The following is a 23622-nucleotide window of genomic DNA, read 5'->3' on the forward strand; positions in this document are numbered from 1 at the left end:
CTCACCACGGACACCGCGAAGCCTCCGGCGCCTGAGCGGCACCCGGCGCCCGTGTCGCCCGCCGCACGTTCCTCGGGCGCCGCACGCCCCCCGCGCACAGCGCCCCCCTCCTATCCGACTATCCGATGCGGCAGGTCGGTCCGGACGAGTCCGCCGCCGGCGGCCGGCCGGTCTCCTTCTCCGGCGGCCGGCGGCCGGCGGTCGGCGCATCGGCATCGCCCGCGCCCTGGCCCCGAACCGCCCGTGCTGATCCGCGGCGAGCCGGTGTCCGCCCCCGACGTGTGCGTGCAGGCGCAGATCGCGGGCCTGCCCACCGGCCTCCAGCGCCACCTGGGCCTCGCACTGGTCCTCACCGCCCGCGACCTCGCCGTGGTGCGGCAGGTCGGCCACCGCATCGCGGTGCTGCGGGACGGGCGCGCCGGAGAGACCGGGACCGCCGACGACATCCGCGCACGTCCACGGGCCCCCTGCACCAGGTCCCTGCTCACCGCCGCACCCGACCCGGACCCGCACGCCCCACGGCCCCTCAGCGCCCCACCCGCACGGACGACTCCGAGGGAGGCAGTCGCATGACCCCCAGCAATGCCGCGTCCGGCAATGCCGCGTCCGGCAACTCCGCGTCTGGCAACACCGCGTCCGGCAACACCGCGTCCGACACGCCAGAACCCGCACGATCCGGGTCCCGCCCCGGCGGACCGGGAGCAGGACCCGGCGGACCGGGAGCAGGACCCGGCGGACCCGGAGCCGGGCCCGTCGTCCCCGGGGCCGCCCGGCGCGACCCGTACGACGGCTTCGCGGGCCGCGTCGGACGCACCTTCGCCGCGTCCGCGCCCGCCTGGCCGCCCCGGCACACCGCGCCGGCCGGCGCGCCCAACGTCGTCGTCGTGCTCACCGACGACATGGGCTACAGCGACATCGGCCCGTTCGGCTCCGAGATCCCCACGCCGGTCCTGGACGCACTGGCCGCGGACGGCGTACGGCTGTCCAACTACCACACCATGCCGCTGTGCTCACCGGCCCGCGCAGCCCTGCTCACCGGCCTCAACCCGCACCGCGTCGGCTACGCCTCGGTCGCCAACTCCGACCCGGGCTTCCCCGGATACGGCATGGAGGTGGCCGACGACGTCCCCACCCTCGCCGAGCTGCTGCACGACACCGGCTACGCCACCTACGCGGTCGGCAAGTGGCACCTGGTGCGGGACTCCGCGTCCAACGCCGCCGACGACCTCGCCAACTGGCCGCTGCAGAAGGGCTTCGACCGCTACTACGGCGTCCTGGAGGGCCTCACCAGCCTCTTCCACCCGCACCAACTCGTCCGCGACAACACGCCACTGGACGTCGAATCCTTCCCCGAGGGCTATTACCACACCGACGACCTCACCGACCAGGCCATCTCCATGGTCACGTCGCTGCGCGCCCACGACCGGACAAGCCCTTCTTCCTGTACCTGTCGCACAACGCCGTGCACGGCCCGCTCCAGGCCAGAGCCGAGGACATCGAACGGCACAGCGGCCGCTACGACGACGGCTGGGACGCGCTGCGCGAGCGGCGCTTCGCCGCCCAGCTCGCCGCCGGACTGTTCCCGCCCGGCACCGAACTGCCCGAGCGCAACAGCGAGGCCGGCCACGACGTGCCCGCCTGGGACGCGCTGAAGCCCGAGCAGCAGCGGCTGTACGCCCGCTACATGGAGGTCTACGCGGCGATGGTCGACACCGTCGACCGGAACCTGGGCCGCCTGACCGCCACCCTCTCCGCGCTCGGTGAACTGGACAACACCATCATCCTGTTCACCTCCGACAACGGCGGCACCGGCGAAGGCGGTGCCGAGGGCACCCGCTCCTACTTCAGCCGCTTCGTGCACCAGCCGCGGCTGCCCGGCGACTGGGACCCGGACGTCGACCGCGACCCCGAGCTGATCGGCGGCCCGCGCAGCCTGGTGCACTACCCGCGGGGTTGGGGCATGGCCTCCAACACGCCCTTCCGGCTCTACAAGGGGCACACCTACGCGGGCGGCGTGCGGGTGCCCTTCGTGCTCTCCTGGCCGAAGGGCGTGCGGGACGGCAGGCTGGCGCGGGGCGTGCGGCCGCAGTACCAGTACGTCACCGACATCCTGCCCACCCTGCTCGACCTCGCGGGCCTGCGGCGCCCCGCCGAGCGACACGGCACCCCCGTCCAAGAAACGGACGGGGCGAGCTTCGCCGCCGTGCTCGCCGACCCGTGTGCCGCCTCCACCCACCACGAGCAGTACTGCGAGACGGCCGGCAACCGCAGCTACTACCGCGCGGGCTGCAAACTCGTCACCCTGCACCGCCCCGGCACCCCCTACGACGACTCCGAGTGGGCCCTGTACGACATCCGCACCGACCCCACCGAGATCCACGACCTGGCCGCCGAGCGGCCCGGCACCGTACGGGAGCTGGCCGCGGCGTGGGAGCGGGCCGCCTGGCGCAACGGGGTCTTCCCGCTGCCCGACGGCAGCGCCGCCCTCGCCCTGCGCCACCCCGCCGACGAGCGCTACCTGCGCCCGCTCACCCTGCTGCCCGGCACACCGGAGCTGGAGCGCTACCGCTCCTCCCGGCTGATCTCGTTCCGCTCCTTCGAGATCGCGGTCCGCCTGGAGTCCCACGCCGACGGTGACGCGGGAGTCCTCGTCTCGCACGGGGACCAGGGCGGCGGGTACAGCCTCTACGTCGAGGACGGGCACCTGCATTTCGCCTACAACGCCTACGGCGCGCTGCACGACACCGACGCCGGTCCACTGACCGCGGGCACCCGCGAGGTCCTGCTGTCCGCGACCGCCGAGGAGGGGCTGCGCTGGAGCTTCACCCTCGACGTGGACGGCGCACGCCGCGCCGCGCCGGACAGCGTGCACCAGCTCATCGGCATGGCGCCCCTGCAGGGCATCAGCGTCGGCGTGGACCGCAAGTCGCCGGTGTCCTGGCCGGTGCACGAACGCCACGGCACCTTCCGCTACAGCGGCCGTCTGGCGTCCGTCACCTACCGCCCCGGCGCCCCCGGCCCCTACTCGCCCGACGCGGTCGCCGCGGCACTGCGCAGTGCGGCCGCCGCGTACGAGTGAGGGCGGCCGCGCACGCTTCGCCGCGGGCGCCGCCGGGCCCGGGACGGCGGCTGCGCTTGCTCCCGTCCCGGGCCCGGCCTAGCGTCGGGGCCATGGACAAGATCGCATTCCTCGGGCTCGGGCACATGGGTGCCGCGATGGCCCGTCAGCTCCTGGACACCGACCACCCGCTGACGGTCTGGAACCGCACCGCGGCCAGGACGGAGCCGTTCACCGCACGGGGCGCGACGGCGGCCGCGTCCCCCGCCGACGCGGTCCGCGACGCCGACGTCGTCATCACCATGCTCGCCGACGCGCCGGCCGTGCACGGCGTCGCCGAGGAGCTTCTGCCCGTGCTGCGCCCCGGCGTCCGCTGGGCCGAGATGTCCACCATCGGCCCCCGGGCGGTACGGGACCTTGCCGCACGGGTACCGCAGGGCGTGACGCTGGTGGACGCGCCGGTGATGGGCAGCACCGACAAGGCCGAGGCCGGACAGCTCGGGATCCTGGCGGGCGGCGACGCCGCGTCCGTCGAGACGGTGCTGGCCCACTTCGGCACCGTCACCCCCACCGGACCGCTCGGCTCGGCCGCCGCGCTGAAACTGGTGGTCAACGCCTCGCTGCTGGGCGGCGTGGCACTGGTCGCCGAGGCGCTGGCGCTCGGGGACGCGCTGGGCCTGCCGGAGGAGACGGTGCGCAGGACGCTGGAGTCGGGCGCACTCGGCGGCGCCGTGCCACGGGCCTTCGCCGAGGGCCTGCACTTCGACATGGCCTTGGCGCGCAAGGACACCGAACTCGCCACCGACGCCGTGGCGCTGCCCGTCATGGCCGCGATCCGGGAGCACTACGCCGCGGCCGCGCAAAGGCCCGAAACGGCCCACGAGGACATCGCCCGCATCGTTGCGCACATCCGCCGCCAGGACACCTGAGCCCCGGCGCCGCGGCCGGGACAGGCGGGCCCGCACGCCCACCTGTCCCGGCCGCCCGTCTGTCCCGGCCGCCCGTCTGTCCCGGCCGTTCGGTCTGTCCCGGCCGCCTGTCTGTCCCGGCCGTTCCGTCTGTCCCGGCCGTTCGACCGGGTCCGGCCGTTCGACCGGGTCCGGTCGTCCCATCGGTACCGGCTCCGGCTTGGTCCTCTCGGGCCGACTCGGTCACCTGCGGGCCGATTCGGTCAATTCCGGGCGGGCCCGGTCCCTCTCAGGCCCTGCCGGACGCCGTCCGTCCGGTCTCGGCCGGCGGCCCGGTCAGGAGCGACAGGAAGTCCGTGAACGCGGCGGGCATGTCCACCGCCGCCGGATCGAGCAGCCACTGGTATCCCAGGCCGTCCATCACCGCCACCAGCAGCGGTACCGCACGCTCCGGCGTCAGCCCGCAGGGCAGCACGTCCCCGTACGCGTCGCGCAGCACCCCGGCCATGCTCTGGCGCAACCGCGTGTAGCGCCGGGTGAAGAAGGCGCGCGCCGGGTGCTCCTCGGTGACGCTCTCGCCGAGCAGCGCGGAGAACGCCTGCACGACGCCCGGGCGCATGGTGTTGTACTCGATCAGCGACACGAGCAGATCGAGCCGCCACCGCCCCTCGGGCACCGCGTCCCACTCGTCGCGCTTCTCCAGCATGGCCAGCAGCAGCGCCTCCTTCCTGGGGAAGTAGTGCAGCAGGCCCTGCTGGGTGAGGCCGGCACGCTCGGCGACGGCGCCCAGCGTCGCGCCCCGGTAGCCGCGCTCGGCGATCACCTCGTAGGCGGCCCGCAGGATCTCCGCACGCCGCCCGTCACCCCTGCCCGGCCCCTTCGCCCTGTCCACCATGCTCCGATGCCCGCCTCTCCCGTGCTGTCCCGGTCCCTCCCCTCCTCCACCCACTCGCGGCGGTGGCCGCCCGCCCTGCCGCCCCCCGGCGTCCGACTGCCGACCGTACGGGCACATGGTCACATCAAGGTAACGAAACCTACCGATCTACAGATGCCGCATGCAGGATGGACCGCCACACCGACAGTGCCTGACGCGGATGCCGGCGTACGCACGTCAGGGGGAGCGATCGAGTAGGAGGCACCGCCATGGCCCAGACAGCGGCCGACCAGGCGCGCGAGGCGGTCGTCGAAGCCGCGCTCGGCGGGCTCGATCTGGACGGCAAGACCCGGATGCTCGCGGGACAGGACATGTGGTCGATGCCCGCGCTCCCCGAGATCGGCCTCGGCTCGATGGTGCTGTCCGACGGCCCGATCGGTGTCCGCGGCGTGCGTCTGACCGCGGACGACCCGTCGGTCGCGCTGCCCTCGCCCACCGCACTCGCCGCCTCCTGGGACCAGGACCTGGCCCGCCGCGTCGGCAGGCTGCTCGCCCAGGAGGCCCGCCGCAAGGGCGTGCACCTCCTGCTCGCCCCCACGCTCAACCTTCAGCGCACACCGCTCGGCGGCCGGCACTTCGAGGCGTACAGCGAGGACCCGTACCTCACCGGTGTGATCGGCACCGGCTATGTGCAGGGCGTGCAGTCCGGCGGCGTGGGCGCCGTCGTCAAGCACTTCGTCGCCAACGACGCCGAGACCGACCGCTTCACGGTCAACGGCGTCCTGTCCGACCGCACCCTGCGCGAGGTCTACCTGGCCCCGTTCGAGGCCGTGGTCGCCTCCGCGCGCCCCTGGGGCCTGATGACCGCCTACAACGCGGTCAACGGCACCACGATGAGCGAGCACCGCGAGCTGGTGGAGGGCGTGCTGCGCGGCGAGTGGGGCTTCGACGGCGTCAACGTCTCCGACTGGGCGGCCGCCCGTTCCACCGCCGGCGCCCTCGCGGGCGGGCTCGACGTCACTATGCCCGGTCCCGAGACGGTCTACGGCGCGGCGCTGGCCGCCGCGGTGCGCTCCGGCGAGGTCGAGGAGGCCGCCGTCGACCGGGCGGTGCGCCGCGTGCTGCGGCTGGCCGCCAGGGTCGGGGTGCTGGCCGGCGCCGTGCCGGCCGTGCCGGCCGGGGACCTGCCGCCCGATGTCGACGGCAGGGCGCTGGCCCGCGAGGCCGCGCGCCGCGGTTTCGTCCTGCTGCGCAACGCCTTACTGCCCGGCCCCTGCGTGCCCGGCGCCCTCGCGCCAGGCGAGGGCAGCGAACCGGGTGCCGCCCGGCGGGCGCTGCCGCTGGATCCGGCCCGGCTGCGCAGGGTCGCTCTGATCGGCGCCGCCGCACGCGACCCCAGGGCGCAGGGCGGCGGCTCGGCCACCGTCTTCCCCGACCACGTCGTCTCCCCGCTGGACGGCTTCACCGCGGCCCTGCCCGACGGCGCGGTGAGCTGGTCCCTGGGCGTCGACCTCGCCGAGGAACTGTCCACCGCCGACCAGGGCTTCGAACTGCGCGCCGTCTGCCGCAACGCGCGGGGCACCGTGCTCGGCGGATGCCCGCTGCCCACCGGGAAGCTCCAGTGGATCGGCGACAGCCTGCCCGACGGCGTCACCTCCGAGGCCCTGCACAGCATCGAGATCACCGGCACCTTCACCCCGCGCGAGAGCGGCGACCACCTGCTCGGCACCCGCGGCGTCGGCGCGTTCAGACTCAGAGTCGGGGACCGGGTGGTGTACGAAGGCGTCCAGCGGTCCGACGGTTCCCCGGACGACCACTCGATGTTCGGGGTGCCCCTGGGGGACGCCCGTGTCTCCCTCACCATGGTGTACGAGAGCGCCGAGGAGTCGAGCGCGCCCTCGGACCCGTTCGAGTCGCTCTTCGGGGCCCCGGTGGAACGCGCGAGCGTCCCCCTCACCGCGGGCGAGCCCGTCGAGATCTCACTGCTGAACACGCTCGACAAGGGCTACGTGCCGCCGCTGCCCGGGGTGACCTTCTCACTGCTGCACCGTCCGCCGCGGCGCCCCGCCGACGAGCTGATCGCCGAGGCCACCGAGGCGGCCGCGGCCGCCGATGCCGCCGTGGTGGTGGTGGCCACCACGGAACGTGTCGAGTCGGAGGGCTTCGACCGGGTCGACCTCGCCCTCCCCGGCCGCCAGGACGACCTTGTCCGCGCGGTCGCCGCCGCCAACCCGCACACCGTCGTGGTGGTCAACGCCGGCTCCCCCGTGGAGCTGCCGTGGCGCGAGGAGGTCGCCGCGGTGCTGCTGAGCTGGTTCCCCGGCCAGGAGGGCGGCGCGGCCCTCGCCGATGTACTGCTCGGCGCCGCGGAGCCGGGCGGCCGGCTGCCCACCACCTGGGGCGCGCTCCGGGACGCCCCGGTGACCGAGGTGACCCCGGTCGACGGCGACCTGCGCTACCGGGAGGGCGTCTTCGTCGGCTACCGCGCCTGGCAGCGGGCGGGCCGTGCACCGGTCTACCCCTTCGGGCACGGCCTCGGCTACACGGACTGGACCTACGAGTCGATCGCCGTCACCGACACCACGGCCACCGTCCGGCTGCGCAATACCGGCCAGCGTCCGGGGCGCGAGGTCGTGCAGGTCTACGTGGGACCGGTCGACCGGGGCGAGGGCGAGGCGGAGCGTCCCGCCCGGGTGCTGGCCGGCTTCGCCGGGGTCGAGGCCGCCCCCGGCCGCAGCGTCGAGGTGGCCGTCGAACTGCACCCCCGCGCCTTCGAGACCTGGGACGAGCCGAGCGGCGGCTGGGCCGCGATGAAGGGCGCGTACACCGTCCAGGCGGGCCGTTCCGTCGCCGACCTCAGGGTCACCACCGTCCTGGAACTCTGAGCCGCCACCCGGGGCCGGGCCCGGGAAGGGCGCCCGAGGCCGTTGCCTGCCCCGCACCCCGCACCCCGCCCCCGCCACCCGGGGTCGGCCCTGCAACCGGCCACCGCAACCGCAACCGCAACCGGCCACCGGCGCCCGTCGGGCCGCGCCCGGCGGCCGGGCGGCCCGCGGCTAGCGCGCGGAGAACCCGTAGACCGTGCGCGAGGTGAACACCGCACCGGGCCGCAGCACCGTGCTCGGGAACTCGGGGCGGTTGGGCGCGTCGGGGAAGTGCTGGGTCTCCAGGGCCGTGCCGGCGCAGGGGCCGTAGGGGCCGTGGTCGATGTAGTCGCCGGTGTAGAGCTGGAGCCCCGGTTCGGTCGTCGCCACCGTCAGCACCCGTCCGGACGCGGGATCGTACAGCTCCGCCACGGGCTCGGCGACGCTGGTGACGCCCTTGTCCAGCGCGTAGTTCTGGTCGTGGCCCGGGCCCGTCTTGCGGGGCTCGCGGAAGTCGAAACGGGTGCCGTCGACCGGGGCCAGCTCGCCCGTGGGGATCTTCCCGGCGGCCAGGGCGGTGATCCGGGACGCGGCGATCCGCAGCTCGTGGCCGGTCGCGGTGCCGGAGTCGGCGCCGCTCAGGTTCCAGTAGGCGTGGTTGGTCAGGTTGACGACGGTGGGGGCGTCGGTCACCGCCGAGTAGTCGATGGCCAGGGCGCCCGCCTCGTCGAGTGCGTAGGTCACCGAGACCTCCAGGCGGCCGGGGAAGCCCTCCTCGCCGTGCGGGCTGACCCGGGTCAGACGCACCCCGTGCGGCACCGGGGCGGCGTCCCAGACCCGCTTGTCGAAGCCGCCGTCACCGCCGTGCAGGAGGTTCGGGCCCTCGTTCGCGGGCAGGTGGTAGATCCGCTCGTCGAGGGGGAACCGGGCCTGCCCGATCCGGTTCGCGAACCGTCCCACCAGCGCGCCGAAGTACGGCGAGGTGTGCTCCAGGTAGCCGTCGAGGTCGTCGAAACCGAGCGCCACCTCGGCGCCGTGGCCCTCGCGGTCCGGGGTGCGCACCGACTGCACGATGCCGCCGTAGGTGAGGACGCGCACCCGCACCCCGGCCCGCTCAAGGGTCCAGCGGTGCACGGGCGTGCCGTCGGGCAGCGCGCCGAAAGGTTCAGTACCCATGATCGAGACCCTACGCGGAAACGCCGTGGATCAGGAGACCGCCCCCTTCGCGGTCACACCGCGGTAGGCGATCTCCGCCAGCCGGCTCTGGCCGTCCCGGCTGGGATGGAACCAGTCCCAGTGGCTCAACTGCGCGGTGGTGAAGCGGTAGTCGAAGACCGCCCCGCCGTCGTACCGGCACCGCAGGTCTTTGGCGCAGACCTCCTTCAGCGCTTTGTTGTACGCCACCACCCGCGCCTGCACCTTGGCGCGCCGTTTGGTGGCCCCGGTGTCCACGGCGTCGGCGTCGGCGAGCATCGACGGGCAGATGCCGAGCTTCCAGACCTGCTTGCCCAGCGGGTTGGAGCGGCCCTGGGACCACAGCCGCTTCAGGTTGGGCACGCTGGCCACGTAGACCTGCGTCCTGGGCAGCTTGGCGCGCAGCGTCCGCAGGGCCTTCTCGAAGTCCGCGCGGAAGTCGTCCACCGGCGTCATGGCGGCGGTGGACCTCCGGCAGGCGTCGTTGGCCCCGGCCAGCACCGTCACCAGCTCCGGGCGGCGCGCCGCGGCCCGTCTCATCTGGCCGGGCAGGTCCGCCATGCGGGCGCCCGACACGGCGTAGTTCCAACTGTGCCCGGCGGCTCCCCGCCTGCCGAGCAGCCGCACCGCGAGGCTGCGCACCGCCGGGTCGGAGCCGGTCGCCCAGGACACCCGGGGGCAGTCGGCGAGCGCCGAGCACGCGTCGAAGCCACGCGTTATGGAGTCGCCCACCGCCGCCAGCGACCCGGGGCTGCGGTCCCAGAGCACGGCGGGCCCGGGCGCCGCGTTGCCGGGCGCCGCGGTACCGCGGGTACCGGTGGCGCCGCCGACCGCGTCGCAGCCGGTGAGCGTCGTGGCACCCAGCACCGCCGCCACGGCGACGGCGGCGGCCGGGCGGTGGCTACTTCTGCGCATCCCCGTGACGTCCTCCTGTGTGGTGTGGCCGGCCCGTCCGCCGGACCTGCGGCGCGCCGCGCGCCGCGCCGCGCGGGCGGTACGCGTCGGCCGGACGGCGGTCGTGCCGGCCGGCCGTGGCCCGTTCCTCATCGCGGCGAGTGGGCCGCGGATCCGTCTTCGTCCTGTCATGGTCGCCCACGAGTCCCTTCCGGGCGTCACCCTTCAGGGCCCGGGACCTCTTTCGGGTGTCGCGAAGGACCCACTGTGTTCCCTGTCGTCCGCTCTGTGTGGGCATGGCGTCCCTGTGAGTGAAAGGTCCGTGTCTCCGCGCCGCGGGACGGACGGTACGTCACACTCCCTGCCCCGCCGCACGGTAGCCTCGGCCCCGTTGGTGACCGGGTCACCATGGAGCGACGGCGACAGGCCGCCGGCCGGCCCCGTGGCAATCCGCTGTTACGGTTCCGCTAAATTACATCACGTCACATCTGTCCCTTTTGAGGAAAATTGCTCGGCACGGGCGCGAGGCCGTCGGCGCAGGCGCACTCGTTCCCACACTGGAGGTCCCGGTGACGACTCGTGGAGTTCTGTACGTGCACTCGGCACCGCGCGCGCTGTGCCCGCACGTCGAATGGGCGATCGCGGGCGTGCTCGGTACGCGCGTCAACCTCGACTGGATCAGGCAGCCCGCCGCTCCCGGCACCTGGAGATCGGAGTTCTCCTGGCAGGGCGAGGTGGGCACGGCCTCCAAGCTGGCCTCCGCGCTGCGCGGCTGGCAGCTTCTGCGTTTCGAGGCGACGGCCGAGCCCTGCCCCACGGCCGAGGGCGAGCGCTACTCCGCCACACCCGACCTGGGCATCTTCCACGCCGTCACCGGCATCCACGGCGACATCCTGGTCCCCGAGGACCGGCTGCGCGCCGCGCTGGCCCGCGCCCAGCGCGAGGGGGCGGACCTCCAGGCGGAGATCGCCCGGCTGCTGGGCAAGCCGTGGGACGACGAACTGGAGCCGTTCCGCTACGCGGGCGAGGGTGCTCCGGTGCGATGGCTCCACCAGGTGGTGTGAGAGCCCCCGGATGGTGTGGGACCCCCGGACGGGGTGAGAGCCCCGGGCTGTGCGGGATCCCCCGTATGGAGTGGGAACCACCAGGTGGTGCGGGACGCACCCCCGGGTGCGTGATCCACCGGAGGGTGCGGGAGGGCACCGAGGCGGCCGATGCCGGAGGTGCGCGGCCGGAAGTGGACGCGCACGCGGCGGTGGCGGGAGCCCGCAAGCGGCAGGGCCGGGCGTGCCGGCGCGCCCGCGCCGGACCGGTCGGCGCCCGGGAGCGGCGCCTCAGCTACCGCCGCCGCCGTACAGGCGCGCGACGGGCAGCCGCACCACGAGCCGGCGGTCGGCGACCATGGCCCTGCGGTAGTCCTCCCAGTCCGGGTGCTCGCCGGCCAGGGCCCGGTAGACCTCGATCAGCTCCGCCACCGTGGCGTCCCGCGGATCGGCGGCGGCGGCCGTCAGCTCGGCCATCCCCTCGGCCACCGCGTACGTCCTGAAATCGGGCGTGGTGACGTGCAGGCTCGCACGCGGGTCACGGCGCAGGTTGGCCGTCTTCGCACGGCCCGCGGTGACCGACATCCGGACCAGCCGGGCATCCGGGTCGTAGGTGTAGACGACGTTGGACAGTTGAGGGCGGCCATCGGACTTGATGGTCGTCAGCACGCCCTGCCGCGAGCGGGCGAGCAGTGCTTCCAGGGCTTCGGTGCTCAGGGGGTGCGCCTTCCTCTCGGACCCGGGGCCGGGGTTCGTGGCCCCGGCCGGCGGGAGCGCCCGGACGGCGGACCACCCGGCCGCTACAGCCCCCCAGACTAACCGTCGAGCCGGAACGCGAGCACCACGTTGTGGCCGCCGAAGCCGAACGAGTCGTTGATGGCGGTGATGGGCCCCTGCGGCAGCGGGCGCGGCTTGTCGCGGATGATGTCCGCGACGCCCGCCTCCGGGTCGAGCGTGGTGATGTTGATGGTGGGCGGGGCCAGACGGTTCTTCAGCGCGAGGATCGTCGCCACCGACTCGATGCCACCCGCTCCGCCCAGCAGATGGCCGGTCATCGACTTGGTGCTGGCCACCGCGATGTGGTCGGTCTCGTCGCCGAAGACCTTCCGCAGCGCCTTCAGTTCCGCGATGTCACCGGCCGGCGTCGAGGTGGCGTGGGCGTTGGCATGGACGATCTCGGACGGCCGCACGTCGGTGTTCTGCAGGAGGTTCTGGAGGGCGTGCGCGATGCCGTTGCCCTCGGGCTCGGGCTGCACGATGTCGTGGCCGTCGGCGGAGATGCCCTGTCCGACCGCCTCCGCGTAGATCGCGGCGCCGCGCGCCCTGGCGTGCTCCTGGGACTCCAGCACCACCACGCCCGCGCCCTCGCCGAGCACGAAGCCGTTGCGGTCGACGTCGAAGGGCCGCGAGGCGCCCTGCGGGTCGTCGTTGTTCTTGGACATCGCCATCATGTTGCCGAACGCGGCGATCGGCAGCGGGTGGATGGCGGCCTCGGTGCCGCCCGCCACGACCACGTCGGCGCGGCCGGTGCGGATCATCTCGATGCCGTAGCCGATGGCCTCGGCGCCGGACGCGCAGGCGGACACCGGGGTGTGCACACCGGCCCGGGCGTTCACGTAGAGGCCGACGTTGGCGGACGGGCCGTTGGGCATCAGCATCGGCACGGTGTGCGGGGAGACCCGGCGTACGCCCTTGTCCCTGAGCACGTCGTACTGGTCGAGCAGGGTGGTCACACCGCCGATGCCGGAGGCGATGACCGCGCCGAGCCGGTCCGGGTCGACGGAGCCGTCCTCGCCCGCCTTGGCGGTGAAGCCGGCGTCCTTCCAGGCCTCCTGGGTGGCGATCAGCGCGAACTGCGCCGAGCGGTCGAGCCGGCGGGCCTGGGGCCGAGGAATGATCTTCCCCGGCTCCACGGCGATCTGCGCGGCGATCCGGACCGGCATCTCGGCCGCCCAGTCCTGTTCGAGGGGGCCGACGCCGGACCGGCCGGCGATGAGGCCCTCCCAGGTGGAAGCCACGTCGCCACCCAGCGGTGTGGTTGCGCCGATACCGGTGACGACCACGGTGCGATTGGTCGAGCTCACAGGAATTCTTTCTCCACGGTTACGAGGGATTCAGCGGCGCCACCGCCGGGTGGCGGCAGGCACAAGCCTCAGGTCCGGGTCAGGACTGGTGCTTGAGGATGTAGTCGGTCGCGTCGCCGACGGTCTTGAGGTTCTTCACGTCGTCGTCCGGGATCTTGACGTCGAAGCGCTCCTCGGCGGCGACGACGACCTCGACCATGGACAGCGAGTCGACGTCCAGGTCATCGGTGAAGGACTTGTCCATCTGGACGTCCTCGACCGGGATGCCGGCGATCTCGTTCACGATCTCCGCGAGACCGGCGACGATCTCTTCCTGAGTGGCGGCCATGTTGGCGCTCCTTCGATGTGTATCCATAAAGGGGGTGGCGGCTCTCCGGACGGAGCTGGCTCCGCACGGAGGTCGTGCACCTTCCGCGACTGACGCCACGGAAGATCCACAAGGTGCCTAGGGGAGGGTAACGACCGTGGCGGCGTACGCGAGACCCGCCCCGAAACCGATGACGAGGGCGGTGTCGCCGCTCTTCGCCTCGCCGGTCGCCAGGAGCCGCTCCATGGCGAGCGGGATCGAGGCGGCCGAGGTGTTGCCGGTGGTCTCCACGTCGCGGGCGACCGTGACCGACTCCGGCAGCTTCAGCGTCTTCACCATCGAGTCGATGATCCGCATGTTGGCCTGGTGCGGGATGAAGACGTCCAGTTCGGCGGCGGTGATTCCGGCCGCGTCCAGCGCCTGCTGGGCGACCTTCGCCATCTCGAACACGGCCCAGCGGAAGACCGCCTGGCCTTCCTGCGTGATCGCGGGGAACTTCTCGGGCCGGTGGGCGGCGCCCTCGCGGTAGTCGGTCCACGGCACCGTCTGCTTGATGGTCTCGGACTTGTCGCCCTCCGAGCCCCAGACCGTCGGCCCGATCGCGGGCTCCTTGGAGGGGCCCACGACGGCCGCGCCCGCGCCGTCGCCGAACAGGAAGGCGGTCTTGCGGTCCTGTAGGTCGGTCAGGTCCGAAAGCCTCTCCACGCCGATGACCAGCACGTATTCGGCGGAACCCTCGACGACCATGCCCTTGGCGAGGGTGAGCGCGTAGCCGAAGCCCGCACAGCCCGCGGAGATGTCGAAGGCGGCGGCCCTGTCGGTGCCCAGCTTGTCGGCGATCTCGGTCGCCACCGCGGGCGTCTGCTTGAAGTGCGAGACGGTGGAGACCACCACGGCGCCGATCTGCTGCGGCGTGATGCCGGCGTCGGCGATCGCCTTGCCGGACGCCTCCAGCGACATCGCCGCGACGGTCTCCTCGTCGTTCGCCCAGTGCCGCGTGGTGATGCCGGAGCGGGAGCGGATCCATTCGTCGGACGAGTCGATCGTCTCGAGGATCACCTCGTTGGGCACCACCCGGGTCGGCCGGTACCCGCCCACGCCCAGGATGCGCGCGTACGGGGCGCCCTTGCTCGGCTTGATCTTCGACATGCTCTGGGGGCTCCTTCTCAGGCCTTGGTGGCGGTGGCCGTGGTGGCGGCGACCGGTGAGTCGGTGTGCCTCGCGGCGCCTGCCGCGGCGGACGCCGCGGGTGTGGCCGCCGCGGGCGCCGGTGCGGCGCTCTCGCGCAGCAGCGCACGGGCCGCGTCGAGGTCGTCGGGCGTCTTCAGCGCCAGCGTCCTGACCCCGCGCAGCGCGCGCTTGGCCAGACCGGTCAGCGTGCCGCCCGGGCACACCTCCACCAGCGCGGTCGCGCCCAGCTCCCCGAACGTCTCCATGCACAGGTCCCAGCGGACCGGGTTGGCGACCTGCCCCACCAGGCGCTCGACGATCGCGGAGCCGGTGCCGACCGTCCTGCCGTCCTTGTTGGAGACGTAGGTGAGGACGGGCTCGGCGGGCACCAGGTCCTCGGCGGCGCGTGCCAGACGGTCCACCGCAGGAGCCATGTGCCGGGTGTGGAAGGCGCCGGCGACCTTCAGCGGCACCACGCGGCGCACCCCTTCGGGCTTGTCGGCGGCCAGCTCGGCGAGCTCCGCAGCGGTCCCCGCGGCCACGATCTGCCCCGCGCCGTTCACGTTCGCCGCGGTGAGCCCGAGCTTCTCCAGGGCCGGCAGCACGTCCTTGGGCTCCCCGCCGAGCAGGGCGGACATCCCGGTCTCGGTGACGGCGGCGGCCTCCGCCATGGCCAGGCCGCGCTCGCGCACCAGGCGCAGGGCCGCGGTGGCCTCCAGCGCACCGCAGAACACCGCGGCGGTGATCTCGCCCACGCTGTGGCCCGCGACGGCGCCGGGCGCGACGCGGCCGGACGCCGCGGCGCCGGGCGCCTCCGGGCCCAGGGCGAGGGTGTTGCCGAGCGCGGCCGCGGACAGCAGCCCGGCCGCGACCAGCAGGGGCTGCGCCACGGCGGTGTCCCGGATCGCGTCGGCGTCCGCCCGCGTCCCGTAGTGGACGAGGTCGAGACCGATCGCGTCCGACCATGCGGCGAGGGACTCCGCGGCACCGGGAAGATCGAGCCAGGGAGTCAGGAAACCAGGCGTCTGCGCGCCTTGACCGGGAGCGACGAGTACGAGCACTCTCCCACTCTCTCTTGTGGATGGCGCTGCCCGCCCGTGGGGACAGGGACGAAGAACCAGAGGGGGAATTGTAGATCCCCGACAAAACCTTAGAACTGCGTGTCCCCGTCGGCCAAGCGCCCCAGGATCAGCGCGATCCGCAGTGTGAACGCGGAGCGTACATCGGAGGGCGACCAGCCGGTGACATCAGTCACACGTCGGAGCCGGTAGCGCACGGTGTTCGGATGCACGAAGAGCATACGGGCGGCTCCCTCCAGGCTGCTCGCCTGCTCCAGATAGACACTCAGCGTCTCCAGCAGTGCCGAGCCTGCCTCCTCCAGTGGTCTGTAGATCTCCTCCACCAACTGCTCCCGGGCGGAGGGGTCGCCCGCGATCGCGCGCTCCGGAAGAAGATCATCCGCCAACACCGGCCGTGGTGCGTCCTGCCACGCCGAGCACGCCTTGAGTCCGGCGGCCGCGGCCTGGGCGGAGCGGGTGGCCGCCATCAGGTCGGGCACCACGGGCCCGGCCACCACCGGCCCCGGGGCGAACGGCCCGATCAGCCCCTTGGCCACGCCCAGCGGATTGTCGCTGCCGCCCGCGATGACGACCAGCCGGTCGCCCAGCACCCCGGTCAGAACCTGGAGCTTGGCGTGCCGCCCGGCCCGCCGGATGGCCTCCACGGTCAGTTCGCTGTCACCGTTGGGTGCCGTGCCCAGCACCACGCAGACGTGCTCCGGCGAGTTCCAGCCGAGCGCGGCCGCCCGTGAGACGGCGCCCTCGTCTGCCTCGCCGGACAGCACGGCGTTCACCACCAGCGACTCCAGGCGGGCGTCCCACGCGCCGCGTGCCTCGGCGGCCTGCGCGTACACCTGGGCGGTGGCGAAGGCGATCTCCCGGGCGTAGACGAGCAGCGCCTCGCGCAGTGCCGCCTCGTCGCCCGGAGCGGCGACCTCCTCGATCGCGGACTCCATCACCTCGATCGTGGTGCGCACCATCTCCACGGTCTGCCGCAGGGTGATCGCCCTGGTCAGCTCGCGCGGTGCCGTCCCGAAGACATCCGTGGAGATGGCCTGCGGGGAGTCAGGGCGCCGGAACCACTCGGTGAAGGCGGCGATGCCCGCCTGGGCCACCAGACCGATCCAGGAGCGGTTCTCCGGCGGCATCGCCCGGTACCACGGGAGCGTCTCGTCCATCCGCGCGATGGCCTGCGCCGCGAGGCTGCCGGACGACTTCTCCAGGCGCTTCAACGTCGCGGCGTGCGCGTGCACCGGGTGGGCGGCGGCGTGCCCGCTCGGCCGGCCGTTCCGGGCCTGCGCCTCGGGCGGGGCGGGTTCGCTCTTGCTGGCTTCGGGTTCTGGCACGGGGACAAGACTGCCTTATCGGTACGGTCCTGTCCGGTGCCGGGTCTACCGTGGATGGCGTGATGGATGTGAGGCGCGCCGGCACGCGCCAGCGCGGCGGTGATCCCGCCGCCGGAATCGAATCCCTGCACGCCTTCTCCTTCGGATCCCACTACGACCCGGACAACCTGCGCTTCGGTGCGCTCATCGCCTGCAACGAGGAGCGCCTTGCGCCGGGTGCGGGCTTCGACGAGCACCCGCACAGCCATACGGAGATCGTGACCTGGGTCGTCGAGGGCGAGCTGACGCACCGCGACTCGGCGGGCCACGCCTCCCTCGTCCGGTCCGGGGACGTCCAGCACCTCAGTGCGGGCGCCGGTGTCCGGCACGTGGAGCGGAACGAAGGACCGCTGCCCCTGGTCTTCGTCCAGATGTGGCTGGCCCCGCTCGCGCCGGGCGGTGAGCCCGCGTACGAGGTGGTACGCGGCATCGCCGACTCGACCCCGTACGCCCTGCCCGCCGCGGGCGCCATGCTGCACGTCCGCCGTCTGCACCCCGGGGAGCGCACCGCCGTACCGGACGCGCCGCACGTCTACGTCCATGTGGTCCGCGGCACGATACGCATCGACGGCACCGACCTCGGCCCGGGTGACGAGGCCCGCATCACGGCGGCGCGGGACCTGGCGGCGCAGGCGGTGGGCGACGTCCACGCGGAGCTGCTGCTGTGGGAGATGGCGTAGTACGCGCCACGCCCATGGTCCCGGTACGCCCCCCGGTACGCCCGTGGGCCGCCCTCCCGGCGCGCAGGCGGCGCTGTCCCGGGTGGTCCGGCGGGGCGCGAGGCCGAGTGGTGCGGGCCGATCGGTGCGGGTCGGCCCGCGCGTGGCCGGCGCCGGTCTAGGCCTGCCCGGCCGCCGGGCCGTACTCGCGCAGTACCGCGTCCGTGAACTCCGGCCAGGACTGCACCGCCCAGGGCCCGAAGGCCCGGTCGGTCAGCACGGCGCAGCCCAGCCCCGCCTCCGGGTCCACCCAGAGGAACGTTCCGGACTGCCCGAAATGCCCGAACGTCCCCGGTGAGGACGAACGGCCGGTCCAGTGCGGCTCCTTGTGGCCGCGGATCTCGAAGCCGAGTCCCCAGTCGTTGGGGCTCTGGTGCCCGTAGCCCGGCAGCACCCCCTTCGTCCCGGGGTACTGCACCGACATCGCCGCCGCCACCGTCCGCGCGTCGAGCAGCCGCGGCGCCTGGAGCTCCGCGACGAAGCGCACGAGGTCGGCCACGCAGGACACCCCGTCCTTGGCGGGCGATCCGTCTCCCTCCAACGCGGTCCCGGCCATGCCGAGCGGTTCGAGCACCGCCTGGCGCAGGTACTCGGCGAACGGGATGTCCGTGGCCTCGGCGACATGGGCGCCGAGCGCCTCGAAACCGGCGTTGGAGTAGAGCCGCCGGGTGCCGGGCGGTGCCGTGACACGGTGCTCGTCGAAGGCGAGCCCGCTGGTGTGCGCGAGCAGGTGCCGTACGGTCGAGCCCTCGGGCCCTGCCGGTTCGTCCAGGTCGACGGCGCCCTCCTCGTAGGCGACCAGTACGGCGTAGGCGGCGAGCGGCTTGGTCACCGAGGCCAGCGGGAAGCGGCGTTCGACCGGGCCGTGGGCCCCCGTGACGGTGCCGTCCGCCCGTACGACGGCCGTGGCGGCGGCCGTCACGGGCCAGTTGTCGATCAGTGCCAGGCTCTGCATGCCCCGAGCCTAGCGACCGGCGCCACCGCTCCTCATGCCCGGGTGCACCGGGAAGCAGTGGCGGCGGCGGTAGCGGTGGACGTGCGGGGTGCCGCGCCCGCGGCGCGGATGGCCCGGGCCGGTGCCGGCCGGGATCGGTGGCGTCCCGGATCGGTGGCGTCCCTGGTGGCGTCCCGGATCGGTGGCGTCCCTGGTGGCGGCCCGGGCCGGCCGTCGCTCGGGCGCGTCAGCGGCTCAGCCGCATCGCGGGTGCGTCGTGCCGGGCGAAGCCCAGCGACCTGTACAAGGGCTCGCCCTCGGCAGAGGCGTGCAGGTCGACCCTGGGCACCCCGCGCCCGCGGTACCAGTCGAGCAACGCCGTCATGCAGGCCCGTGAGTAGCCGCGTCGCCGCATGTCGGGGTCGGTTGCGACGTTGAAGACGTGCCCCGTCAGGCCGAGGGGGTTGCCGGGCCCGGCGAGCCGCCGCTCCACCGTGCCCGCCGCACAGGCCGCGAGGGCCGAGGCGCGGCCCGCGCGCCCGCCGTCCGGCCGGTCCACGACGAAGACCGCGAGGTCGCCGTCCGGATCCGACAGCCGCTTGCGCAGGTCCTCCACCGCGAAGGGCTGCCATGCGACGTCGTCACTGGGCGCCAGCGAGTCGAGCATGATCTTCCTCAGCCTGACCAGCTCCTCGGCGTCCTCGGAGGTGGCGCGCCGGACGGCGCTCGGGTAGTCCATGGCCGGCACGGTACCCATCGCCGCCCGGCACCGTCGCGCGGATTTCCGCGCGCAGGACCTCCGGCGGATCCGCGAGCCTGCGGGCGGTGCTTGCTTGGAGTGCACTCGAAGGTCATAGCGTGGTGGCCATGACGGTGACGGAGACCATGCGCGTACCGGCCAGGTCCGCCGGGCGGGACCCGGCCGATCCCTGTGCCACCAGGGCCGAGGTCCACCCGCGCCCCGACGGGCGCGACCAGTACACCATCAGCGAGGTCGTCGCTCTCACCGGTCTGACGGCGCACACGCTGCGCTGGTACGAGCGGATCGGGCTGATGGCCCATGTCGACCGCTCGCACACCGGCCAGCGCCAGTACTCGAACCGCGACCTGGACTGGCTCAAGCTGGTCGGCAAGCTGCGGCTGACCGGTATGCCGGTCGCCGACATGGTCCGCTACGCGGAGCTGGTGCGCCAGGGCGACCACACCTACGCGGAACGCCGGGACCTGCTGGAGGCGACCCGCCGGGACGTGCTGTCCCGGATCGCCGAGCTCCGGGACACCCTGGCGGTACTCGACCACAAGATCAACATTTACGCTGACGCCGGACGGGCGTCGGAGAGGGTGTGAGCGGCGCATGACCGCGATCGCAACGGCACGGCTGGGCAGCGACGGACCCCGGGTGGGCGTCCAGGGGCTCGGCTGTATGGGCATGAGCTGGGCGTACGGCCCCACCGACGCCGACGAGGCACGGGCCACCCTGGAACGCGCCCTGGAACTCGGCGTCACGCTGTACGACACGGCCGACGCCTACGGCGGGGGTGAGAACGAGAGGTTCATCTCGTCCTTCGTCAACGCCCACCGCGACGACGTGGTGGTGGCGACCAAGTTCGCCATCAGCAGCGACCCCTCCGACCCGTTCAAGCGCGTCATCAGGAACGACCCCGCGTACATCCGGGCCTGCGTCGACGCGAGCCTTCAGCGCCTCGGCGTCGACGTGATCGACCTCTACTACATGCACCGCCGCGATGTGAGCGTGCCGCTGGAGGACTCCATCGGCACGATGGCCGAGCTGGTCCGGGCGGGCAAGGTCAAGCAGCTCGGCCTCAGCGAGGTCACCGGGGCCGAGCTGCGTGCCGCACACGCCATCCACCCGATCGCGGCCGTGCAGTCGGAGTGGTCGCTGTTCAGCCGGGACATCGAGGCCGGTGTCGTGCCCGCCGCCGCGGACCTCGGCGTCACCCTCGTGCCGTACTCGCCGCTCGGCCGGGGCTTTCTGACCGGTGCGTTCGTCAGCGCCGACAAGGAGCTCGGCGAGGACGACTTCCGCCGCCAGCAGCCCCGCTTCACCGGCGACAACGCCGCTGCCAACGCCGCGCTGCTCGCACCGGTGCGCACCGTCGCGCAGGCGCACGGTGCGACGCTCGGCCAGATCGCCCTGGCATGGGTGCAGCAGCGGGCCGCGGTGCACGGGCTCGACGTCGTGCCGATCCCCGGCACCCGCAAGCGCAGCAGGGTGGAGGAGAACACCGCCGCCACCCGCGTCGTCCTGACCGACGACGAGCTGGCGCTGCTGGAACCGATCGCGGGGCAGGTCGCCGGCGACCGGTACGCCGACATGAACTTCACCTCGGCGGGTCGGGAGTAGTCCCCAAGGGGCAGTGGCTCCGGGGGACCGGAACGCGCCGGACGGACAGGGGGCCGGTGGGGGCGCCGGCCCACGGGACCGTGTTCCCGGGGGGCGGCGGCCGCGCCCCTGCCCGTGTGCCCGCGCTGCGGGCCGCTCCGGGCGTGGGCGGTGACCGGACGGCCGGTTGGAAGGCGTCCGGGCGGCCGGCGGACGGTGCCCGGGCACCCGTGGGCGGTGACCGGACGGCCGGTGAGGGGCCCCTCGGTCGTACGGACCGGTGGCCGTACGGACCGGTGGCCGGTCGGTCGGGGCGGTGGCGCGGGCCTACAGTTCGGCCAGTAGCTGGGCCTTCTTGGTGCTGAACTCCTCGTCCGTGACCAGGCCCGCCTCGTGCAGCTCGCCCAGGTGCCGGATGCTGTCGGCGATGTCCGCGGGGTCGCGCCGGGCCGGGCCGGCGTGCCGCGGAAGGGCGGCGGTGGCGGCGGGGGAGGGCGCCGAGCGCAGCGCACCCAGCACCGCCGCGGCGAACGGCAGCGACTCGTGGACCGGACCGTAGCCCAGCCCGAAGACGACGGAGGCGGGATCCTGGTCCGCCTGGGCGGGCGGTGCGCCGGGCGGATCGCGGCGCAGCAGCCGCAGATGCCCCTCGAAGAGCTCGGGCGAGCGCCACTCGACCCCGGCCAGGTCGGAGACCAGGAAGCTCTGGTCGCCCGCCTTCCACTTGGCGGACGACGCGCCGGTCCAGAACCACCGGAACGACACGGTCTTGCCGTCGAAGGCGGCCTTGCCGTCGTAGGCCTTGAACTGCATCGGGGCCTCGGGCGCGGGGACCAGATAGCGCTCGGGAGCCTCGTCGCCGTCGCCGAAGACGAGCGGCCGCAGCTCGTTCGCGTAGTGGTCGGCGAGCGTCCCGCGTTCGGCCGGCAGCACCAGGCGGTAGGGGTCGCTGCTCTCCTTGAGCTGGCCCGCGGCGGCGTCCATCAGGGGGTCGGCGCCCGGTCTCGGCACGGCGTGCAGCACCACCGTGCCGCGCTTGCCAGGAGCCACCGTGAGCGCCGCGATCGCCTCATGGGGAATGCGGCGCTCGCCGAGTGCCTGGAAGAGCTTCGGCGCGCGTATCCCCCGTTCGAAGCGGATGAGCACGGAGTCCGACTCGAACTCCCAGGCGGCGTGAAATCCGGCCAGTACATCACCCATGCGACTCATCGTATGCGGCGTACGCTTCTGCGTCGCCTCCCGCGACGAGCCTGGATTTCTCTCCTTCTACGCGCGTCAGGCAGGCGCCGTGCCAGGCAAACCGCTTCGGCAGGTCACGACCTCGTGGGCACAGCGCACCGCGCGATATGCGCCAACGCCGATCTCGGCGAAGTTGGCGAGGCTGTCGGTGCCGGGCGCGAAGTAACCCGCGTGCCCGCGGGCGCCGTCCGCCGACAGCACCCGCGCCCCGAAGCCCGAGGAGACGGGGTCGGCCCCGTGCCCGAGCCCGCCCACCTCCAGGTTGGGCACGTCCCGGATCCAGTCGTCGCTGTCCCGCATGGCCCAGATCCTGGCGTCGGTGCCCAGTTGCGAGGCGTGTGACGCACGCATCCCAGGGCTGCCGGATACCGCGATGTCCGTGACCCGCTCCGGCAGGCGGCGGGCCGCGACCCCGCACAGCACGGAGCCGTAGCTGTGGCAGTACAGCGCCACGGAAGAACGCCCGGGCAGCGCTTCGAGCAGGGCGTTGAGCCGGACCGCACCGTCCTCGGCGCGCCCGGCGGTGGCCGCGTCCACCCCGATGCCGCTCGGGGCCGTGTAGTCGGCCCAGGCGATCACGGCGGTACGGGCGCGGGGTGCCGCGCTGCGCTCGGCGTCGTAGAGGGCGTCCGCCATGCCGACCGGCGCGGTGTACCGGTGGTCCGTGCGCTGGAAGGTGAGCACGTCGGTGTCGACGCCCGGCACCACCACCGACACCCGGCGGGCGGCGGCGAGGTTCCCCATCACCTCGGCGATCCGCCCGGAGCCCATCGGGTCGAAGGCCAGCACCTGCCGGTCCGGCAGCAGCAGCGACTCGTAGCGCTGCATGAGCCGTCTCGCGTCCTGCTGTCCGTCCGGTGAGAGACGGTTGTCGTGCATACGGCGCCGCTCGACCTGACGGGCCGCCTGGAGGGCGTGGCGGTTGGCGGTGTAGCGCAGGCCCACCGGCGCGCCGTTCATGTTGCCGACGGCGAGCGGGTAGCGGGCGGCGAGCCGGTGGCGCTGCTGGGCGGTGAGCGAGGCGAAGAAGCGTGCCAGCGCGGCGGGCGGCCCGGTGGGGTCGGGCAGCCGGTGCCCTTCGATCCAGCCCTTGCTCCAGGCCGATCTCGCCGCGTCGACGGGCGAGGCGGCTTCCCGGTGCTGGTGCACCGCGGTCCATCCGGTGGTGGCCAGCATGATGAACACGACGGCCAGCGCGAGGAGTGCGCGCCACGCGTTGAGTTGGGGAGAGGTGTCGAAGGAAGTCACTGCGGGACACCCTAGGAGACCCGGGCTGAAAGCCGTGCAACGGGTGAGGGACTTCACGTTTTCGGCGTGGTAATTAGGCCAAAAGCGGACACAAGTGCTGTCATGTGTTCACATTATGTAGGGACGAAGTCCGGTACGGACCGCCGGGCGGACTGCCGGCCGGTCCCGCGCCGGCCTCAGCGCCCTGTGCTGTCCGGTGCCCGGCGGTGCGGGCCTGGTCCGCCGGCGGGGTGCGTGGTCTGCCGCCGGGCCGGTGGCGTGGTCTGCCGCGGTGCGGGTTCGGGGCTCGTCCGGGTGTG

At 73.5% G+C, this 23622-nt stretch carries 20 protein-coding genes and 1 pseudogene; 8 read left to right on the forward strand and 13 right to left on the reverse strand.

Annotated elements, in window-relative coordinates:
- Positions 1–243 precede the first annotated feature (243 nt).
- From IE313_RS23405 to IE313_RS23415, 3 genes and pseudogenes are all read left to right on the forward strand, one after another.
- A complete protein-coding gene (locus tag IE313_RS23405) occupies positions 244–573 on the forward strand; it encodes an ABC transporter ATP-binding protein (protein ID WP_189935453.1) in 330 nt (109 codons plus the stop codon).
- A gap of 191 nt (positions 574–764) precedes the next feature.
- Positions 765–3079: pseudogene (locus IE313_RS23410) on the forward strand (arylsulfatase); the annotation flags it as partial.
- A 92-nt stretch (positions 3080–3171) separates the two neighbouring features.
- A complete protein-coding gene (locus tag IE313_RS23415) occupies positions 3172–3987 on the forward strand; it encodes an NAD(P)-dependent oxidoreductase (protein WP_189935456.1) in 816 nt (271 codons plus the stop codon).
- Positions 3988–4255: 268 nt separating this feature from the next.
- On the opposite strand, the gene IE313_RS23420 is transcribed toward IE313_RS23415, so the two are convergent.
- Complete coding sequence (locus IE313_RS23420) at positions 4256–4861, reverse strand: TetR/AcrR family transcriptional regulator (RefSeq protein WP_189935458.1); 606 nt, start codon at positions 4859–4861, stop codon at positions 4256–4258.
- Between the two features lie 248 nt (positions 4862–5109).
- Here IE313_RS23420 and IE313_RS23425 point away from each other — a divergent pair, with 248 nt between their 5' ends.
- On the forward strand, positions 5110–7725 hold the full coding sequence (locus IE313_RS23425) for a beta-glucosidase (protein ID WP_189935460.1): 2616 nt from the start codon (positions 5110–5112) through the stop codon (positions 7723–7725).
- Between the two features lie 171 nt (positions 7726–7896).
- Here IE313_RS23425 and IE313_RS23430 read toward each other — a convergent pair whose 3' ends face one another.
- Positions 7897–8880 (reverse strand): aldose epimerase family protein, encoded by a 984-nt coding sequence (locus tag IE313_RS23430; RefSeq protein WP_189935462.1) that lies wholly within the window; start codon positions 8878–8880, stop codon positions 7897–7899.
- A gap of 30 nt (positions 8881–8910) precedes the next feature.
- On the reverse strand, positions 8911–9813 hold the full coding sequence (locus IE313_RS23435; protein WP_189935465.1) for an SGNH/GDSL hydrolase family protein: 903 nt from the start codon (positions 9811–9813) through the stop codon (positions 8911–8913).
- A 548-nt stretch (positions 9814–10361) separates the two neighbouring features.
- On the opposite strand from IE313_RS23435, the gene IE313_RS23440 reads away from it, so the two are divergent.
- Positions 10362–10856, forward strand: coding sequence for a DUF3145 domain-containing protein (locus tag IE313_RS23440; RefSeq protein WP_189935467.1), 495 nt, complete (start codon positions 10362–10364; stop codon positions 10854–10856).
- 270 nt (positions 10857–11126) lie between these two features.
- On the opposite strand, the gene IE313_RS23445 is transcribed toward IE313_RS23440, so the two are convergent.
- The 6 genes from IE313_RS23445 to IE313_RS23470 all read right to left on the reverse strand — a co-directional run bounded on the left by IE313_RS23445 (position 11127) and on the right by IE313_RS23470 (position 16800).
- A complete protein-coding gene (locus tag IE313_RS23445) occupies positions 11127–11552 on the reverse strand; it encodes a PPOX class F420-dependent oxidoreductase (protein ID WP_189935667.1) in 426 nt (141 codons plus the stop codon).
- A 98-nt stretch (positions 11553–11650) separates the two neighbouring features.
- Positions 11651–12919, reverse strand: coding sequence for a beta-ketoacyl-[acyl-carrier-protein] synthase family protein (locus IE313_RS23450; RefSeq protein WP_189935468.1), 1269 nt, complete (start codon positions 12917–12919; stop codon positions 11651–11653).
- 79 nt (positions 12920–12998) lie between these two features.
- Positions 12999–13247 carry an acyl carrier protein gene (locus tag IE313_RS23455; RefSeq protein WP_189935470.1) on the reverse strand — a complete coding sequence of 83 codons (249 nt, stop codon included), beginning with the start codon at positions 13245–13247 and terminating at the stop codon, positions 12999–13001.
- Between the two features lie 117 nt (positions 13248–13364).
- Positions 13365–14375 carry a ketoacyl-ACP synthase III gene (locus IE313_RS23460; protein WP_189935472.1) on the reverse strand — a complete coding sequence of 337 codons (1011 nt, stop codon included), beginning with the start codon at positions 14373–14375 and terminating at the stop codon, positions 13365–13367.
- A 17-nt stretch (positions 14376–14392) separates the two neighbouring features.
- A complete protein-coding gene (locus IE313_RS23465) occupies positions 14393–15457 on the reverse strand; it encodes an ACP S-malonyltransferase (protein WP_189935474.1) in 1065 nt (354 codons plus the stop codon).
- 89 nt (positions 15458–15546) lie between these two features.
- Positions 15547–16800, reverse strand: coding sequence for a PucR family transcriptional regulator (locus IE313_RS23470; protein ID WP_373317045.1), 1254 nt, complete (start codon positions 16798–16800; stop codon positions 15547–15549).
- Between the two features lie 59 nt (positions 16801–16859).
- On the opposite strand from IE313_RS23470, the gene IE313_RS23475 reads away from it, so the two are divergent.
- Positions 16860–17519, forward strand: coding sequence for a pirin family protein (locus IE313_RS23475; RefSeq protein WP_189935476.1), 660 nt, complete (start codon positions 16860–16862; stop codon positions 17517–17519).
- 157 nt (positions 17520–17676) lie between these two features.
- Here the strand turns inward: IE313_RS23475 and IE313_RS23480 are convergent, their stop codons facing one another.
- Positions 17677–18513, reverse strand: coding sequence for a serine hydrolase domain-containing protein (locus tag IE313_RS23480; RefSeq protein ID WP_189935478.1), 837 nt, complete (start codon positions 18511–18513; stop codon positions 17677–17679).
- 226 nt (positions 18514–18739) lie between these two features.
- Positions 18740–19231, reverse strand: a complete 492-nt coding sequence (locus tag IE313_RS23485) for a GNAT family N-acetyltransferase (protein ID WP_189935480.1) — start codon at positions 19229–19231, stop codon at positions 18740–18742.
- A gap of 128 nt (positions 19232–19359) precedes the next feature.
- On the opposite strand from IE313_RS23485, the gene IE313_RS23490 reads away from it, so the two are divergent.
- Positions 19360–19839 (forward strand): MerR family transcriptional regulator, encoded by a 480-nt coding sequence (locus tag IE313_RS23490; RefSeq protein WP_189935482.1) that lies wholly within the window; start codon positions 19360–19362, stop codon positions 19837–19839.
- A 7-nt stretch (positions 19840–19846) separates the two neighbouring features.
- Positions 19847–20857, forward strand: coding sequence for an aldo/keto reductase (locus IE313_RS23495; RefSeq protein ID WP_189935484.1), 1011 nt, complete (start codon positions 19847–19849; stop codon positions 20855–20857).
- Between the two features lie 306 nt (positions 20858–21163).
- On the opposite strand, the gene IE313_RS23500 is transcribed toward IE313_RS23495, so the two are convergent.
- Both IE313_RS23500 and IE313_RS23505 read right to left on the reverse strand, forming a co-directional pair.
- A complete protein-coding gene (locus IE313_RS23500) occupies positions 21164–22045 on the reverse strand; it encodes a DUF4429 domain-containing protein (protein ID WP_189935486.1) in 882 nt (293 codons plus the stop codon).
- A 66-nt stretch (positions 22046–22111) separates the two neighbouring features.
- Entirely contained in the window at positions 22112–23323 is a 1212-nt protein-coding gene (locus IE313_RS23505) for an alpha/beta hydrolase (RefSeq protein ID WP_189935488.1), read from the reverse strand.
- Positions 23324–23622 lie beyond the last annotated feature (299 nt).

Source organism: Streptomyces sulfonofaciens (assembly GCF_014656295.1).
Classification (GTDB): domain Bacteria; phylum Actinomycetota; class Actinomycetes; order Streptomycetales; family Streptomycetaceae; genus Streptomyces; species Streptomyces sulfonofaciens.

What these genes read in the sequence shown, in the direction of transcription:
- IE313_RS23425 (WP_189935460.1), top strand. Translation starts at nt 5,110, where the DNA reads ATGGCCCAGACAGCGGCCGACCAGGCGCGCGAGGCGGTCGTCGAAGCC.
- IE313_RS23435 (WP_189935465.1), bottom strand. Translation starts at nt 9,813, where the DNA reads ATGCGCAGAAGTAGCCACCGCCCGGCCGCCGCCGTCGCCGTGGCGGCG.
- IE313_RS23415 (WP_189935456.1), top strand. Translation starts at nt 3,172, where the DNA reads ATGGACAAGATCGCATTCCTCGGGCTCGGGCACATGGGTGCCGCGATG.
- IE313_RS23455 (WP_189935470.1), bottom strand. Translation starts at nt 13,247, where the DNA reads ATGGCCGCCACTCAGGAAGAGATCGTCGCCGGTCTCGCGGAGATCGTG.
- IE313_RS23430 (WP_189935462.1), bottom strand. Translation starts at nt 8,880, where the DNA reads ATGGGTACTGAACCTTTCGGCGCGCTGCCCGACGGCACGCCCGTGCAC.
- IE313_RS23490 (WP_189935482.1), top strand. Translation starts at nt 19,360, where the DNA reads ATGACGGTGACGGAGACCATGCGCGTACCGGCCAGGTCCGCCGGGCGG.
- IE313_RS23460 (WP_189935472.1), bottom strand. Translation starts at nt 14,375, where the DNA reads ATGTCGAAGATCAAGCCGAGCAAGGGCGCCCCGTACGCGCGCATCCTG.
- IE313_RS23485 (WP_189935480.1), bottom strand. Translation starts at nt 19,231, where the DNA reads ATGGACTACCCGAGCGCCGTCCGGCGCGCCACCTCCGAGGACGCCGAG.
- IE313_RS23495 (WP_189935484.1), top strand. Translation starts at nt 19,847, where the DNA reads ATGACCGCGATCGCAACGGCACGGCTGGGCAGCGACGGACCCCGGGTG.
- IE313_RS23480 (WP_189935478.1), bottom strand. Translation starts at nt 18,513, where the DNA reads ATGCAGAGCCTGGCACTGATCGACAACTGGCCCGTGACGGCCGCCGCC.
- IE313_RS23500 (WP_189935486.1), bottom strand. Translation starts at nt 22,045, where the DNA reads ATGAGTCGCATGGGTGATGTACTGGCCGGATTTCACGCCGCCTGGGAG.
- IE313_RS23420 (WP_189935458.1), bottom strand. Translation starts at nt 4,861, where the DNA reads ATGGTGGACAGGGCGAAGGGGCCGGGCAGGGGTGACGGGCGGCGTGCG.